Below are 17,178 nucleotides of genomic sequence, written 5' to 3'. Positions count from 1 at the left end.
AATGACTATTGCTATGAATACTTCTGTAATTAATAAATCACTGTTCCGCGCTTCGGTACTGGTGCTGGCTATGCTGGCATCATGTACCAAAGACAGTGGAACCGGTACCGATGGTAACGATGACGATGGTACGGGTACAACACCTACATTTGATATTGCTACGATTACCGATACCTATCCGGGGTATGGCCCCGATAATGTTTACCAATGGGGTTATCGCAACGTTCATGACCCATCAATAATAAAAGACGGCGATACCTATTATTGCTACAATACCGATGTTTGTTTTGGTGCTGATATAAGGCCGGGTATCCAAATTCGCAGGTCAAAAGATCTTATAAAGTGGGATTTTATGGGCTGGGTTTTTGATCAACTGCCGGCTCAGGGTTCTAATTTTATTTCTACCAGCGGAGGTACACCGTTTAATTCGCTTTGGGCTCCCTACATTATGAAGGTAGGCAGTGAATACAGGCTGTATTACTCGCTTTCTTCATCAACGCCCAGGCTTAGTGTTATTGGCCTTGCTACAGCTTCGGCGCCGCTGGGGCCATGGACAGAAAAGGGTATTGTAGTAACATCGAGAAACGATTCAACGATACAAACCAATGCCATAGACCCTACTGTGGTTATAGATCAAAGCGGACGCCATTGGATGTACTATGGCTCTGCATGGGACGGTATTTATAAACTGGAACTAAACCCAGCTACCGGGCTTGTAAAAACAAGTGGCGATAAAGGTGTTAGGGTAGCACAGCGCGGATTTACAGGTGGTGTAGTTAATGGCAACATTGAAGGCCCCGAAGTTATTTACAATGCCCAGTTTAATAAATACTACCTTTTTATATCATATGACTGGCTACAAACCAAGTACAATGTGCGTGTGGGCAGGTCGGATTCTCCTGAAGGTCCATTCCTTGATTTTAACGGGAACGATATAAATAACGAACAGGATGATTATCCTATGATACTGGCTCCTTACAAGTTTAACGGACATTCGGGCTGGCAGGGCGTAGCCCACTGTTCTGTATTTGATGATGGTACCGGAAGTTATTATATGGCGCACCAGGGCAGGCCGGGAGAAAACAGTTATTATATGGACTTGCACGTTCGTAAAATATTCTGGACGGAAGAAGGCTGGCCGGTAGTTTCACCAGAGCGTTATGCCGCTGTAGAACAAACCGCCATAGCCGCTACAGACCTTGTGGGTAATTACGAACAGATAATTTTAGGTTATAATGTAGTGCCGGGTTATGGAGACGAGCAAACCAGCCCTGATTTCCAGACTTCAGTTTCGCTTACTCTTGATGCCGCGGGTACTATAAATGGTAGTGCTAACAACCACTGGAGCTATAGTGCTCCATGGCTTACTCTTACATGGAGTAACGGTTATACCGATAAGCTTCATGTAGAACGCGGTCGTGATTGGGAAAACGCAGTGCAAAGTACCATATTATTGTCAGGTCTTAACAATGCCGGTACGGCAGTATGGGGTAAAAAGATAAATTAATCAACACCGTAACCAATTATGAAGATAAATAATTTATTAAAAGCGTCTGGTAAGGGTAAAGGAATAGTGGTGCTGGCCATAGCGGCACTGCTTTTTGCTGCATGTACAGGCGATGATCATTCTACCAGCAGCACTGACCCGGACCCCGATCCGGATCCGGTGGGCTTTAACGGGCCTACCTATGCTGATAATTATACACCTATAAGTGGTTGGGAAAACCGAAGCCAGTGGAACCTGGCTAACGTGCACGACCCTACAATAGTAAAGGACGGTAACTATTATTATATGTACCAAACCGATGCTTCTTATGGTAATGCTTCCTTCGGGCACGGACACTTTCATTGCAGACGTTCGATGGATTTAGTTAATTGGGAGTACTTAGGTGCGACCATGAATAATGAGGCAACTTGGGTAAAGGATGAAATAAACGTTAGAAGGGCTGCCGAAGGGCGTGCTCCTATAGAAACTATTAGCTATGGCTATTGGGCTCCATGTGTACGCAAAGTGGGGGATAAGTTTAGGATGTATTACAGTATCGTTCATGATGCTTTGATAGAAGGAACTGATCCTAACACCAGCTGGGGCGAAGAAGCCTATATAGGCATGATGGAAACCTCTGATTTAGCCTCTAATCAATGGGTAGATAAGGGTATGGTAATATGCAACATGTCGGACGGCGTTGTTGATTATCATAGAAACGGACCTAACGACTGGAATGCATATTATAAATTTAATAGTATTGATCCCAGTTATGTAGTTACGCCGCAGGGAGACCATTGGCTTATCTACGGTTCATGGCATACGGGTATTGCTGCTGTACAAATTAACCCCGAAACAGGAAAGCCTTACCAGCTTAATACTTTAGATGACTATGGTGTGCGTATAGCAGGTCGTGGTAATATTAATATTAACCGCTGGCAGGCACTGGAAGGTGCTGAGATTGTATACAATGAAAGCACGGGTTACTACTATCTGTTTATGGCAAATGATGAATTATCTATAGCGTATAATACCCGTGTAGCAAGATCTACAAGCATAACCGGGCCTTACTATGGTATGGATGGCGGTAACGTATCTCAGGGTGCAGAGTGCTGGCCTTTGGTAACACATCCGTACAAGTTTAATAACCATACCGGATGGGTAGGTATTTCGCATTGTGGAGTTATAAAGGATGATACAACAGGAAAGTGGTTTTTTACGTCACAGGCCCGACTTCCCGAAAATGTTCCGGGTATAAACGTATCTAATGCTGTTATGATGGGGCATGTGCGCGAAATTCAATGGACCTCAGACGGATGGCCGGTAGTATCACCTGAACGTTATGCAGGAGTACCGCAAACTGAAATTACTGCGGAAAAGATAGCCGGTACCTATGAAATTATAATTGTGGGCTACCAGTATCGAGTAATGCAAACATCGAGTATGGTGAGCCTGAATGCTAATGGTACGGTGGGTGGAGGCCTAACGGGTACCTGGAGCTATGATTCGGCTAATAAAGAACTACTGATAAACGGAATGAAATGTAAGGTGTTTGACTCATGGGATTGGGAAAGCAGCCCTCGTAAAGTTACCCTTGCTATTTCAGGTTATACCCCTGAGGGAAAAGGCATTTGGGGTAAAAAGTTATACTAATATTACAACACACAATTATGAAGAAAGTTGCGTTGGTTGTTGTTTCGGCATTAACCACTTTAGCCTGTTCAGCCCAGAAGAAGGTAACAGCTAAAGAGCCTGTATATAACAACCCTATAATAAAAGATAAATACATGGGCGATCCCGCAGCCCTTGTATATAAAGACTCGGTATACCTGTACGCAGGGCATGATGAGGCACCAAATGATTTCAACTTTTACAGGATGAATGAATGGCTGGTGTATTCATCTGCCGATATGGTACACTGGAAAGAGCATAAAGTACCACTAAAAGTTAGCGAATTCAGCTGGGCAAGTGGTGATGCCTGGGCATCTCAGGTTATAGAGCGAAACGGTAAGTTTTACTGGTACATTTGCGCCGAGCATAAAACCATTAAAGGCAAAGCCATAGGCGTTGCGGTAAGCGATTCGCCGCTTGGGCCGTTTAAAGATGCTGTGGGGCATGCCATTATTACTAATGACATGACTACTCAAACAAGCATTACTTGGGATGATATAGACCCTACTGTGTTTATTGACGAAAAAGGGCAGGCGTACCTGTACTGGGGTAATACGGTTTGTCATTTCATCAAACTTAAAAAGAACATGGTGGAAACAGAAGGTGAAATAAAAGTGGTAGACCTGCCTCATTTTACCGAAGCACCATGGATTCATAAAAACAAAGGTTGGTATTATCTTTCGTATGCGTATGAGTTTCCTGAAAAGATAGCGTACGCTATGAGTAAGAGCATAGAAGGCCCCTGGGAGTACAAAGGTATACTGAATGAACTTGCCGGAAACAGTAATACAAACCACCAGAGTATTATAGAGTTTAAAGATCAGTGGTATTTTATATACCATAACGGAGCCATTCAGCCAAATGGTGGCAGTTTCCGCAGGTCGGTGTGTATAGACAAGCTGTACTATAACCCGGATGGTACCCTTAAACGTGTAATAATGACCTCAGAAGGCATCCAAAACTAAAAAACATGAGAAATCATTTCCTTTATATTTGGGTAAGCATAGTTTTGTTCTCCGTTTGTGGCAGTGCTTTTTCGCAGGAGGCGCTGCCTACGGGCGAAACTATAGTGCACGATCCGGTTATGATAAAACAGGGCAGTATGTATTACCTGTTTTGTACCGGTCATGGTATAACGGTGTACTCGTCACCGGATATGAAAAACTGGACCAAAGAGGCACCAGTTTTTACCGAACAGCCCAAGTGGGCTACCATTGTTGCGCCTGATTTTAAGGGCCACATCTGGGCTCCTGATGTAAGTTATCATTACGGACAGTATTACCTGTATTACTCGGTTTCTTCCTTTGCCAAAAATACTTCGGCAATCGGGGTAGCCACAAACAAAACGCTTAACCCTAAAGACAAAGATTTTAAGTGGGTAGACCACGGTATTGTAATAGAGTCGGTTCCAAACCGTGATTTATGGAATGCCATAGATCCTAACCTGGTTTTAGACGAAAACAATACACCGTGGCTTACATTCGGCTCGTTCTGGAACGGACTTAAAATGGTAAAGCTTAACGCAGATCTTACTACTATAGCTACCCAACCACAAGAATGGTATACTGTGGCACGCCGTGAGCGTACCTTCAGCCTGCAGGACAAAGACCCGGGCGATGCAGCCCTTGAGGCGCCTTTTGTGTTTAAAAAAGACGGCTGGTACTACATGTTCCTGTCATGGGATTATTGCTGCCGTGGCGAAAACAGCACCTATAAGGTGGTGGTAGGCCGTAGCAAAACGGTAACCGGCCCTTATGTAGATGCTACAGGTAAGGAGTTGTTTCAGGGAGGAGGTACACTTGTAATTGAAGGTAATAAAAACTGGGCAGGGGTAGGGCACAACAGTGCTTATACTTTTGACGGTAATGATTACCTGATTTTTCATGGGTATGATAATGCAAAAAAAGGAGCTCCGAAGCTTATTATTAAAGAGATTAAGTGGAAAGAAGGTTGGCCGGTTGTAGCGCCAATGCAGTAATAAAAAGATAATAATGAAAAAAACAATCTTATATAGCCTTGGTGTGTTTGTTCTTGCTTTAGGGCAAACCTATGCACAGGCTGGAAAATCAGATACGGCAGCCGGGCAGCAAGCCATCGGTTATCCTATACAGGCAGTGCCCATAAGCCAGGTAAAGGTTACTGATAACTTCTGGCTGCCTATTATAAAAAGGGTACAGGAAAAAACTATTGAATATGCCATTCAGAAGTGTAGTGAAGAAGGCAGGTTTGATAATTTCCTTATTGCCGGGGGGGTAAAACAAGGCGATGTTAAAGGGCAAATGCCGTTTGACGACAGCGACGTTTACAAAATCATAGAAGGTGCATCCAATTCCTTAATAAGCTCACCCGACGAAAAGCTGGAAAACCTGCTCGATTCACTTATAGCCATAATTAAGATAGGCCAGGAGAAAGACGGTTATCTTACTACTTGGCGTACCATAAATCCTGCTAAGCCGCCTGCACCGTGGGTAAAGGTAGATAAAGGCGAACGCTGGGAGTACATGAACATGAGCCATGAAGAGTATAACGCAGGGCATATGTACGAAGCCGCTGCCGTACACTACTGGGCTACCGGTAAACGCAACTTCCTTGATATTGCACTTAAAAATGCCGACCTGTTTGTAAAAACCTTTGGCGATAAGCCAGGACAGATATTAGCCGTACCGGGGCACGAAATTATAGAAACCGGCCTTGTAAAACTGTACCAGATAACGGGTAAAGAAGAGTACCTGAAGCTGGCTAAGTTTTACCTTGACCACAGGGGCGACCCCAATAAAAAAGAGCAATACGGTGCTTATGCACAAGACCACGTTCCGGTTATACAACAGGATGAAGCCGTGGGGCATGCAGTGCGCGCGGTGTACCTGTATGCAGGTATGACCGATATTGCTGCCATATATAACGACGCTGACTATCGCGCTGCCATTGACAAAATTTGGCACAATATGGTAGAAAAGAAAATATACATTACGGGTGGTATAGGCGCGCGCCACGACGGTGAGGCTTTTGGCGATAACTATGAATTGCCAAACCTTACGGCTTACAACGAAACCTGTGCTGCCATAGGCTCTGTATACTGGAACAACCGCCTGTTTAACCTTACCGGCGATGTAAAATATACCGATGTACTAGAGCGTACTATGTACAACGGCCTTATTTCGGGTATTTCTTTAAAGGGTACCGAGTTCTTTTATCCAAATGCGTTGGAGAGTGACGGTAAGTACCTGTTTAACCGCGGGGCGTGTACACGTTCGGCATGGTTTGACTGTTCTTGCTGCCCTACAAACCTTATCCGTTTTATACCGGCCATACCGGGGCTTATTTATGCACAAAAAGATGATGTACTTTACGTAAACCTTTATATGGGTAATACCGCAGATGTTAACCTAAAATCGCAAAAGCTAACGGTTAGCCAGGAAACAGCGTATCCGTGGGATGGCAGCGTTAAGGTAGCCTTCACTCCTCAAAAGGAAGGAACCTTTACCGTTAAGTTCCGTGTACCGGGCTGGGCCAGGAATGAGGTTATGCCGGGAGGATTATACAACTATACCAATAAGCTGAAAGGCACTCCTGAGCTTAAGATTAACGGTAAAAAGCAAAACATACAAATAACAGACGGATACTTTACTGTAACCCGCAGTTGGAAAAAAGGCGATACTGTAACGCTAAACTTCCCGATGGAAGTACGTGAGGTTGAAGCCAGCGATAAAATAGTAGACGACAGGGGCAAAGTGTCATTAGAGCGTGGCCCGCTGGTATATACTGTGGAGGCCGCAGACAATGCCGATGTACAGGCTGTAAAAGTTAGCGGTAAAACTAAATTTACCGTAAAAAACCATCCTGAATTGCTTAAAGGAATTTATACTATTGAGGGTAAAACAAACGGCAAAACATTTACCGCCATACCTTACTACACCTGGAGCAATCGTGGCGTAAACGAAATGAAGGTATGGTTGCCCGAAACTAAATAATTATTAAATTGAGAGAACAAACTAAGTATATAATGAAAAAACAACTTTTAAGGAATGCTGCTTTTTCAGCAATCGTGCTAAGTAGCTTTATGGCTACTGCCCAGCAGAATAAATATGTGCTGGATACTAAAGAAACAGGTGTAAAAATACAGCCTACCATGTACGGTATCTTCTTTGAAGACATCAACTTTGGTGCTGATGGCGGTCTTTATGCCGAAATGGTTAAAAACCGTTCGTTTGAGTTTGATGCGCCGCTTATGGGCTGGACACAACCAAACAGCGACAGGCATTCATTTAATGATAAATCAGGCTATGCCAACATTATAGAATCTAAAACCAGCGGAAACAAAAATTTTGCCCGTATAGAGGTAAAGGATGATAAGGGTTACAGCCTTATTAACGAAGGTTTCCGTGGTATGGGTATTAAGGAAGGCGATGTTTACAATGTTTCTATCATGGCTGCGAACCAAGAGGGCAACATTAGTAAAATCAATTTCCAGTTTGTAGATGAGCAGGGTAATGTAATAGGGGAAGCTTCGGTAAGCCCTACAGGTAAAGACTGGAAAAAATACACTGCCCAGATAAACGCTACAAAAACAGTTGCAAAAGGTAAACTTAAAGTAACCTTTACAGGAACAGGTGTTATCAATATTGATATGGTATCGATATTCCCTCAGGAAACATGGAAAAACAGGCCCAACGGTCTGCGTAAGGATTTGGTACAAAAACTGTACGACCTTAATCCGGGCTTCCTGCGTTTCCCTGGAGGATGTATTGTAGAAGGCCGTACACTGGAACAACGCTACCAATGGAAGAAAACAGTGGGTAACCCTGAAGATCGTGAAACTCTTATTAACCGCTGGAACGTAGAGTTTGACCACAAGAAAACCCCTGATTATTTCCAAACGTTTGGTCTTGGGTTCTTTGAATATTTCCAGCTTGCTGAGGACATAGGAGCAGAGCCGCTACCGGTATTGAGCTGTGGTATTGCCTGCCAGTTTAATACAGGTGAGCTTGTGCCACTTGCCGAACTTGACCCTTACGTGCAAGATGCGTTGGATCTTATTGAGTTTGCTAATGGTTCTGTAAGTACCAAGTGGGGTAAATTACGTAGTGATATGGGGCATCCGAAACCTTTTAACCTTAAAATGATAGGTGTAGGTAACGAGCAGTGGGGACCTGATTATATAGCACGCTACAAAGTATTTGAAAAAGCCATCCGTTCTAAATACCCTAATATTAAGATAATATCGGGCAGTGGGCCATTCCCTTCAGGAGAGTATTTTGACTATGGCTGGGAACAGCTTAAGGAGCTTAAAGCCGATTTTGTGGATGAGCATTACTACAACTCTCCCGAATGGTTTAAAACCAATGTAACCCGTTATGATAAATACGACCGTAAAGGGCCAAAAGTATTTGCAGGTGAATATGCGGTACAAACCAAGGACATAGCCAGTGCTGAAAACCGTAACAACTGGGAAGCAGCGCTTTCTGAAGCCGCGTTTATGACAGGACTTGAGCGTAATGCTGATGTGGTGTACATGACCAGCTATGCGCCGCTTTTTGCACATGCCGACGGTTGGCAGTGGACACCGGATCTTATCTGGTTTAACAACCTGCAAAGCTACGCTACGCCAAACTACTACGTACAAAAATTATACGGAAACAATGCCGGTACTAACCTGCTTTCGCTTACTGCCGATGGTAAAGCCATAACAGGTCAGAACGGTATGTTTGCCAGTGCTGTGATAGACAAGGCGAGTAACGAGGTGGTAGTAAAGCTTGTAAACACATCTGACAAAGCGCAGACAGCAAAAGTTGATGTAAAAGGTAAGAAGCTTGCCAAGGAGGGCACTATGACAGTGCTTAAAAATGATAATCTTGATGCTGAGAACGACTTTACTAAAGAGACCGTCGCACCTAAAGAAAGCAAGTTTAAAACAGGTAAAAGTAAAATTGAAGCTGAAATACCGGCATATTCTTTCGTGATTTTACGCGTTAAAATTTCTTAAGCAAAATATTAAGTGTAAAAATTACATTTATTAAAATAGAATCTTATATTTGTAAAAAATAAAACACACAATTATAGGCTACGATGAAAAAGTACGTAATAGGACTTGATTACGGTACTGACTCGGTAAGGGCAGTACTTATAGATACAGAAAATGGGGCAGAACTGGCCTCGGAAGTACATTGGTACGCCCGTTGGAAAAAAGGGATGTACTGCGATGCTCCTTCAAACAGGTTTCGTCAGCATCCTTTAGACCACATAGAAGGACTTGAAAAAACTATAAAATCAGTAGTAGCTACCAGCGAGGTAAATCCTGAAAGCGTGGTAGGTATTTGTATAGATACTACTGGTTCTTCTCCGGTACCTGTAACGCAAGATGGTACACCACTAGCTTTGGTTCCGGGATTTGAAGAAAACCCTAACGCCATGATGGTACTTTGGAAAGACCATACTTCTATTAAAGAAGCAGGCGAAATTAATGCGCTTGCGGCTTCATGGGGTGGAGAGGATTTTACAAAATACGAAGGCGGTATCTATTCGTCTGAGTGGTTCTGGGCTAAGATACTTCACATCGTTCGCGAGGACGAAGCAGTGAAAAACGCTGCCTATACATGGATGGAGCACTGCGACCTTATGACGTACCTGCTTGCCGACCAAAAAGATCTTAAAACCTTTAAGCGCAGCCGTTGCGCCGCAGGGCACAAAGCCATGTGGCACGAAAGCTGGAACGGTTTACCGCCTGAAGAATTCCTTTCGCAACTGCACCCGTACCTTGCTACGCTAAGGGGTAACTTATACGATGAAACCTATACCAGCGACCTTGTAGCCGGTAACCTTAACGCAGAGTGGGCTGAAAAGCTTGGCCTTACTACCAAAACGGTTATTGCTGTAGGTACGTTCGATGCGCACTCTGGTGCCGTAGGAGCTAAGGTAGACGAAAACGTACTGGTTCGTATTATGGGTACTTCTACATGCGATATTATGATTGCTCAGGACAGTGCCATTGGTGCTAATACCGTAAAAGGTATCTGCGGACAGGTAGATGGTTCGGTTATACCGGGACTTATCGGTCTTGAAGCGGGTCAGAGTGCCTTTGGCGACGTACTTGCATGGTTTAAGAACGTGCTTTCTTGGCCAATAGACAACCTTGTGCTTACATCAAGCATCCTTACAGATGAGCAAAAAGTAAAACTTGCCGAGGAAGTAGATGCTAACTTTATACGTACACTTACCAAGCAGGCGGAGGCTATTCCGTTGCACGAAGCGGTTCCTGTAGCCCTTGACTGGGTTAACGGTCGCCGTACTCCGGATGCTAACCAGGAGCTAAAAGCTGCCATGACCGGCCTTTCGCTGGGTACTAAGGCGCCACACATTTTCAAGGCGCTTGTAAACGCGATTTGCTTCGGTTCTAAAATGATTGTAGACCGTTTTGAGTCGGAAGGTGTTAAAATTACTTCGGTAATTGGTATTGGTGGTGTGGCACGTAAGTCGCCATTCATTATGCAAACGCTTGCCAACGTGCTTAATATGCCTATTAAAGTTGCCGAAAGCGACCAGGCACCTGCACTTGGTGCTGCTATTTATGCTGCTGTAGCCGGTGGTGTATATGGCGATGTGATTGAAGCAAGCAAAAAAATGGGTTCTGATTTTGAGGCAGAATACTTCCCTCAAACCGATCAGGTAGAAAAATATGAACTGTTTATGCAGCAATATGCCGAACTTGGTAACTTTGTTGAAAACGTAATCAAAAACAAAGAGCATGTCCATATATAAAGACCTGAAACAGGAGTGTTATGAAGCCAATATGCAGCTTGATGCGCTGAAACTGGTTATCTATACTTTTGGTAACGTAAGCGCGGTAGACCGTGAGCGTGGCGTTTTTGCTATTAAGCCAAGCGGAGTGCCTTACGAAATCCTGAAGCCGGAAGATATTGTAATTGTTGATTTTGACAATAACATTATTGAAGGTACCATGAGGCCGTCGTCTGATACCAAAACGCACGCGTATCTTTATAAGCATTGGGAACATATAGGCGGTATTGCCCATACTCACGCAACCTATTCGGTAGCATGGGCTCAGGCACAGCGCGACATCCCTGTGTTTGGTACTACACATGCCGACCACCTTACGGCAGACATACCTTGTGCTGCGCCTATGGCAGACCACCTGATCCAGGGGAACTACGAGCACAACACAGGTATCCAGATTTTGGACTGCTTTAAGGAAAAAGGCCTTTCTTATGAGGAGGTAGAAATGGTACTGTTGGGCAACCACGGTCCGTTTACCTGGGGTAAGACAGCTGCCAAGGCGGTGTACAACAGCAAGGTGCTTGAAGCAGTAGCTGAAATGGCCTACCTTACATTGCAGATAAATCCTGCGGCGCCACGCCTTAAGGATTCGCTGATACAAAAACACTACGACCGTAAGCATGGCAAAGATGCCTATTACGGGCAGTAGTTACATTTAATTACCGGTGCTGCAACCCGCTATAACTGCAGCACCGGTAAATAATGCTATAACACAAACCAAAACTTTATCATGAAAAACGTGAAAATAGCCTTGTGCACGCTAATGGCTACCTCATTGCTGTTTAGCTGCAAGGAAGAAAAAAAAGAAGAACCAATGACCGAACAAACTGCGCCTGCGGCAACCAAAGCAGGGATTGAAAAATCTGATTACGCCACTACTGCCGAAGGGGTGAAAATTGAAAAATACACTCTTACCAATGCTAACGGTATGAAGATGGAAGTAATCACTATGGGCGGCGACATCCTTTCGCTTACCGCTCCTGATAAGGACGGCAAGTTTGAAGATGTTGTGCTTGGTTATACTTCACCGGAGCTATATCTTACGTCTAACCCGTACTTTTTTGGTGCTATCATAGGCCGTTACGGTAACCGTATTGCAAAGGGTAAATTCAGCCTGGATGGTAAGGAATACCAGCTTACCGTTAATGACGGGCCAAACTCGCTGCACGGCGGTAAAGGCTTTGACAAAAGGGTATGGACTGCCGAGCCTGTAGAGGGCGATGCTCCATCTTTAAAGCTTTCTTACATAGCTAAAGATGGCGAAGAAGGCTACCCGGGCAACCTGAAAGTAACCGTTACTTACGTGCTTACTAATGATAATGCCCTTGAAATTAAATACGAGGCCGAAACCGATAAGAAAACCGTGGTTAACCTTACGCAGCACAGCTACTTTAACCTGAGTGGTAAGTACAAAACCATCCTGGATCATGAGCTTGAAATCAAGGCGGATAAATTCCTTCCGGTAGATAAAACACTTATCCCTACTGGCGAACTTAAAGCCGTTGCGGGTACACCGTTTGACTTTACTACAGCTAAGGAAATTGGCAAGGATATTAATGTTAAAGACGACCAGCTTGAAAAAGGCGGCGGTTTTGACCACTGCTGGGTATTTACAGACAGCAGCAAAAAGGTTAAGGAAGTTGCAAGCCTGTACCACAAGGGGTCAGGCCGTTATATGGAAGTATTTACTGATGAGCCTGCAGTGCAGTTTTACAGTGGTAATTTCCTGGATAATACAAAACCAAGCAAAGCAGGGGGCAACTACGAAAAACGCAGTGGTCTTTGCCTTGAAACACAGCACTACCCGGATTCACCAAATGAGCCGAAATTCCCTACTACAGTGCTAAACCCGGGAGAGAAATATACCTCTACCACCATTTACAAGTTTTCTGCTAAATAATAGCATTTAATGATAGTTTGTTAGGTTAGTTACAATAAGTTTGGGTTACTTATTTGCTAATGATACCGGTCTCTGGCAGGGGACCGGTTTTTTTACGCTTTGATTTGACACAAATTTCACAAATTTTTAATTCCCACCCCGGCTTTCAGCCACCCCTCCGAAGGAGGGGAATTGTAGCACTGGAACAGCAGAGTGGCATTCCCCTCCTTCGGAGGGGTGCCCGCAGGGCGGGGTGGGATTTTTTGCTGACACTAATTATCAAGAAATGATGTATGTACTAATTTTTTATTTTGGAAAAATTCGTGAGATTCGTGTCAAATCTGCATAAAAAAACAGCCCCGAAGGGCTGTCTCACAAGATATAATAATTGGTATTAGAATTTCATTACAAAGCCACCATACGGTTTTAGCTTCACAGTCATTTTAGCTGGTTTTACGGTAGTTTTTTCAAAAAGCTGACTATTGCCATCGGTAATCATAAATCCTTCCTTAGAAATGAAAGAAAGGTCTATAGTAACGTCTTTAACCTTGTTTTCACCGTTAACTCCGGTTATAAACCAGGTTTCACCTTTGCGGCGCGCCATTACCACATCTTTACCAGGATAACCTGCCAGGAGCTTGGTTTCGTCCCACGCAACAGGGATGTCTTTAAGGTATTCCTGTACATAGTCGGGCATTTTTGCCATACCTTCCGGTATTTCAGCAAGGTGTTGTATACCTGAAAGGAATAGGGTAGGCAGTGCCAACTCAAATGCACTGGTTGTCCTGCGGTTGATGTTCGGTATTTTATCCAGGGCCATAGGGGTGAAGTCCATAGGGTCGTACAGGTTGCGTGTAAACGGCAGCAATGCCATGTGCGATGGCGACTCATCGGCAACTTTTTGCTCAAACGAAATGAACTCAAAGCCTTTTATAGACTCCATGGTCATCAGGTTAGGGTAGGTGCGTTGCCAGCCGCGCGGCAGGGTAGCCCCGTGGAAGTTAACCAGTATCTGGTGCTTTAGTGCCGACTTCAGTATCTCGTGGTAATAGGCAATCATGCTTTGCCCGTCGCCACCAAAGAAATCAATTTTTACTCCAGCAATACCTATATCGTGCAGCCATTTAAATTCCTTTTCGCGGCTTTCGGCAGTAAGGAATTTATCTTTAGGTCCGTACGGAACAGTATTCCAGCTTCCGGCCGAGTTGTACCAAAGTATCAGCTTTACATTACGCTCTTTGCCATACGCCACAAGCTCTTTTATCTTGTCGATACCAATACGCTTGTGCCAGTCGGCATCAATAAGGCAATACGGCCAGTGCATTTTCTGCGCATAGTCTATAAACTGTTTGGTAGTTTCGTAGTTAACCGAATTGTCCTTAAGTATCGCCCAGCTCCAAGACGAAATGCCTGGGTGTACAAACGCGGTATCGTCGGTTACGGCCTTATCGGCAAGGTCGGTACCCAGGGTAGATTCAGCCACTTCGTTAAGACTACCTATAGCTATGGTGCGCCAAGGGGTTTCCCAAGGTGTTTTCGATTCAGGGTACAACGCCGCATCTTTAGCGAAACGCTCTGCATCCTGCGGGAATACGATTTTAAGTGCACCAAGCTCTTTATTATAATCAAGGTGCGATGCGCAGTAGTTACTGCCCAGGCCGGTTTCGGTAACGGCAAGCCAGGTATCGCCTTCGTTAACCAGCGCAGGGAAAACCCAACCCTGCCCGATAGGCGATTTGGTATCTACAGGAACGCCCATCTGGTAGTATTCCTCGTATGACGGATTGGTGTGTTCCCAACCGGTTTTGGCCTCACTAAGCGGTTGCAGCCATGCTTTGGCATCTTTTATAAAGTTGAATGAGGTCTTCTCTTCGGTAATGTGCTTTACATCGTCTGAAGCTTCGGGGAAAGCATAGCGGAACGCCACACCGTTGTCTGACACGTTAAAGATAACGTCCATCTTTTCACCCTTATCGTTTTCAAGGTGAATCACCTTTTGGTCTGCCGTATAGGTAATGTCGGTTTTTTTACCCTGCAGCATTTTGTAGCTGTCGGTTATTTTACCGTTATCGGTAGCCGATACCAGCTTCAGGTTTTCGAAGAAAGCAGCATCTTTCCTGATGATGCCCATGGCAGAAGTGTCTATAACGACTTTGCCTTCTTTTTTTACCAGGTACCAGGCTCTGTTGTTTTTGTTTACGCCAATTTCGGTAACAAGCTTACCGTTTGGGCTGGTTACGGTTTCGGTGGTTTTACTGCCCGAACTACAGGAAGCCAGTACTAATAGCAGTGTGGCTACGCTCACGTGTTTTTTCATTGTTTTTAAGAGGTTTGATTAATAAAACGTTTGCGTGAGTTTGATAAAATAAAAGCCACTTTAAAGAACCGTTGGTTCAGTAAAATGGCTTTCGGTTGAATTTAATAAATGGTTTTTCGGATATTATTTTTTGCGTGCAATAACTTTTTGTACGGCTTTAATGATGTGTTCTGCATCAAGGCCGTATTTGGTCATTAGCTGTGCAGGCGTTCCGCTTTCGCCAAAACTGTCGTTTACGGCTACGTATTCCTGTGGCACAGGGTTGTTTGTAGCAAGCAATTGTGCTATGCTGTCGCCAAGGCCTCCAAGGCGGTTGTGCTCTTCGGCAGTAACCACGCAGCCTGTTTTGGCAACTGATTTAAGTACTGCTTCGGCATCAAGTGGCTTAATGGTGTGGATGTTGATGATTTCTGCATCAATACCCATTTCAGCCAGTTTTTCGCCTGCCTGTATGGCTTCCCATACAAGGTGGCCTGTAGCGAATATCGATACATCAACACCTTCGTTTACCATCCATGCCTTACCGATTTCAAACTTTTGATCTGCATCGGTAAAGATAGGCACTACCGGACGACCGAAACGCAGGTATACAGGGCCCTCGTGCTCTGCAATAGCTATAGTAGCGGCTTTAGTCTGGTTGTAATCGCATGGGTTTATCACTGTCATACCCGGAAGCATCTTCATAAGACCGATGTCTTCAAGGATTTGGTGGGTTGCACCGTCTTCACCCAGGGTAAGACCTGCGTGAGAAGCACATATTTTTACGTTCTTGTCTGAATAGGCTACAGACTGGCGGATTTGGTCGTAAACACGACCGGTAGAAAAGTTAGCAAAGGTTCCTGTAAACGGAATTTTGCCACCTATGGTAAGGCCCGCCGCAATGCCAATCATGTTTGCTTCGGCAATACCCACCTGTATAAAACGCTCCGGGAACTCGTTAATAAAGTCCTGCATTTTTAGCGAGGCAACGAGGTCTGCACACAGTGCCACCACGTTTTCGTTTTTCCTGCCCGCTTCAAGCAATCCGGCTCCAAAGCCCGAGCGCGTATCTTTTGATTCTGTATAGGTATATTTTTTCATTTGTTCTTCATTTAAGAATTTAATGATTGAAAGATTTAAAAATTCAGGATGTCATCCATCACTGCGAATCTTTCAATGTTTAAATTTTTCAATCTTTAAATTAATAATCTCCAAGTGTTTCCTCAAGTTGTACAAGAGCAGCTTCAAGCTGTGCATCGTTTGGAGCAGCACCGTGCCATTTGTGAGTACCCATCATGTAGTCTACGCCAAAGCCCATTTCGGTTTTTAGGAGTATCATGATTGGTTTACCCTGGCCTGTAAGCGATTTTGCATGAGCAATAGTCTCTACAAGAACCGCCATATCGTTACCGGCACTTTCTATAACCGTCCACCCGAAGGCTTCAAATTTACCTTTAAGGTCGCCCAGAGAAAGTACTTTACTTGTAGGGCCGTCTATTTGTTGTCCGTTGTAGTCTACTGCACAGATAAGGTTGTCTACCTTATTGTGTGGTGCAAACATAGCCGCTTCCCAGATTTGTCCTTCCTGAAGCTCGCCATCGCCAAACAAGGCGTATACAAGCTTGTTATCTCCGTTCAGTTTTTTGGCAAGAGCAGCACCTACGGCTACACTCATACCCTGGCCAAGAGAACCCGATGCAATGCGAACGCCCGGTAGGTGTTCGTGCGTTGTAGGGTGTCCCTGAAGGCGAGAATCCAGTTTACGGAATGTAGCAAGCTCGGCTTTATCAAAGTAGCCTGCGTGGGCAAGAACGCTATAGAACAGGGGAGAGATATGTCCGTTAGAAAGGAAGAAAAGGTCTTCATTAGTGCCGTTCATATCAAAGCCTTCCTTGCGATCCATGGCGTTAAAGTACAGCGCCGTTACGTAGTCGGCACAGCCCAGCGAGCCACCCGGGTGACCACTCTGGCAGCCGTGTACCATACGCACTATATCTCTGCGTACCTGGCTTACTATTGCCTCAAGTTTTTTAATATCAGTTATCTTTTCCATAA

General features: G+C 44.5%; 12 protein-coding genes. 9 read left to right on the top strand and 3 right to left on the bottom strand.

The annotated features are described in order from the left end of the window. The first annotated feature begins 13 nt into the window (after nucleotides 1-13). From ACLI1A_RS05370 to ACLI1A_RS05330, 9 genes are all read left to right on the top strand, one after another. On the top strand, nucleotides 14-1,507 hold the full coding sequence (locus ACLI1A_RS05370; RefSeq protein ID WP_411406879.1) for an arabinan endo-1,5-alpha-L-arabinosidase: 1,494 nt from the start codon (nucleotides 14-16) through the stop codon (nucleotides 1,505-1,507). 18 nt (nucleotides 1,508-1,525) lie between these two features. Next, on the top strand, nucleotides 1,526-3,139 hold the full coding sequence (locus ACLI1A_RS05365; RefSeq protein WP_411406877.1) for an arabinan endo-1,5-alpha-L-arabinosidase: 1,614 nt from the start codon (nucleotides 1,526-1,528) through the stop codon (nucleotides 3,137-3,139). Between the two features lie 17 nt (nucleotides 3,140-3,156). Continuing rightward, entirely contained in the window at nucleotides 3,157-4,122 is a 966-nt protein-coding gene (locus ACLI1A_RS05360) for a glycoside hydrolase family 43 protein (RefSeq protein ID WP_411406875.1), read from the top strand. A 5-nt stretch (nucleotides 4,123-4,127) separates the two neighbouring features. After that, nucleotides 4,128-5,135: an arabinan endo-1,5-alpha-L-arabinosidase gene (locus ACLI1A_RS05355; RefSeq protein WP_411406873.1), complete on the top strand. Its 1,008-nt coding sequence runs from the start codon at nucleotides 4,128-4,130 to the stop codon at nucleotides 5,133-5,135. 13 nt (nucleotides 5,136-5,148) lie between these two features. Next, nucleotides 5,149-7,128, top strand: coding sequence for a glycoside hydrolase family 127 protein (locus tag ACLI1A_RS05350; RefSeq protein WP_411406871.1), 1,980 nt, complete (start codon nucleotides 5,149-5,151; stop codon nucleotides 7,126-7,128). 32 nt (nucleotides 7,129-7,160) lie between these two features. Further along, entirely contained in the window at nucleotides 7,161-9,140 is a 1,980-nt protein-coding gene (locus ACLI1A_RS05345; protein ID WP_411406869.1) for an alpha-L-arabinofuranosidase C-terminal domain-containing protein, read from the top strand. An 83-nt stretch (nucleotides 9,141-9,223) separates the two neighbouring features. Continuing rightward, complete coding sequence (locus ACLI1A_RS05340; protein ID WP_411406867.1) at nucleotides 9,224-10,912, top strand: ribulokinase; 1,689 nt, start codon at nucleotides 9,224-9,226, stop codon at nucleotides 10,910-10,912. After that, nucleotides 10,899-11,597, top strand: coding sequence for an L-ribulose-5-phosphate 4-epimerase (locus tag ACLI1A_RS05335; protein WP_411406865.1), 699 nt, complete (start codon nucleotides 10,899-10,901; stop codon nucleotides 11,595-11,597). Before ACLI1A_RS05340 ends, ACLI1A_RS05335 begins: the two co-directional genes overlap by 14 nt. A gap of 81 nt (nucleotides 11,598-11,678) precedes the next feature. Continuing rightward, a complete protein-coding gene (locus ACLI1A_RS05330) occupies nucleotides 11,679-12,848 on the top strand; it encodes an aldose epimerase family protein (RefSeq protein ID WP_411406863.1) in 1,170 nt (389 codons plus the stop codon). A 373-nt stretch (nucleotides 12,849-13,221) separates the two neighbouring features. On the opposite strand, the gene ACLI1A_RS05325 is transcribed toward ACLI1A_RS05330, so the two are convergent. The 3 genes from ACLI1A_RS05325 to ACLI1A_RS05315 form a co-directional block, all read right to left on the bottom strand. Beyond that, nucleotides 13,222-15,144, bottom strand: a complete 1,923-nt coding sequence (locus ACLI1A_RS05325) for a glycoside hydrolase family 97 catalytic domain-containing protein (protein WP_411406861.1) — start codon at nucleotides 15,142-15,144, stop codon at nucleotides 13,222-13,224. A gap of 123 nt (nucleotides 15,145-15,267) precedes the next feature. Beyond that, the gene (locus ACLI1A_RS05320; RefSeq protein WP_411406859.1) at nucleotides 15,268-16,224 is read right to left on the bottom strand and encodes a transketolase family protein; all 957 of its coding nucleotides are present in this window, start codon (nucleotides 16,222-16,224) and stop codon (nucleotides 15,268-15,270) included. A gap of 100 nt (nucleotides 16,225-16,324) precedes the next feature. Continuing rightward, nucleotides 16,325-17,167 (bottom strand): transketolase, encoded by an 843-nt coding sequence (locus ACLI1A_RS05315; protein WP_411407217.1) that lies wholly within the window; start codon nucleotides 17,165-17,167, stop codon nucleotides 16,325-16,327. Between the last annotated feature and the right edge of the window lie 11 nt (nucleotides 17,168-17,178).

The organism is Flavobacterium sp. RHBU_3, assembly GCF_046613565.1.
Classification (GTDB): Bacteria; Bacteroidota; Bacteroidia; order Flavobacteriales; family Flavobacteriaceae; genus Flavobacterium.
This window is presented reverse-complemented; position numbering and strand designations above follow the sequence as displayed.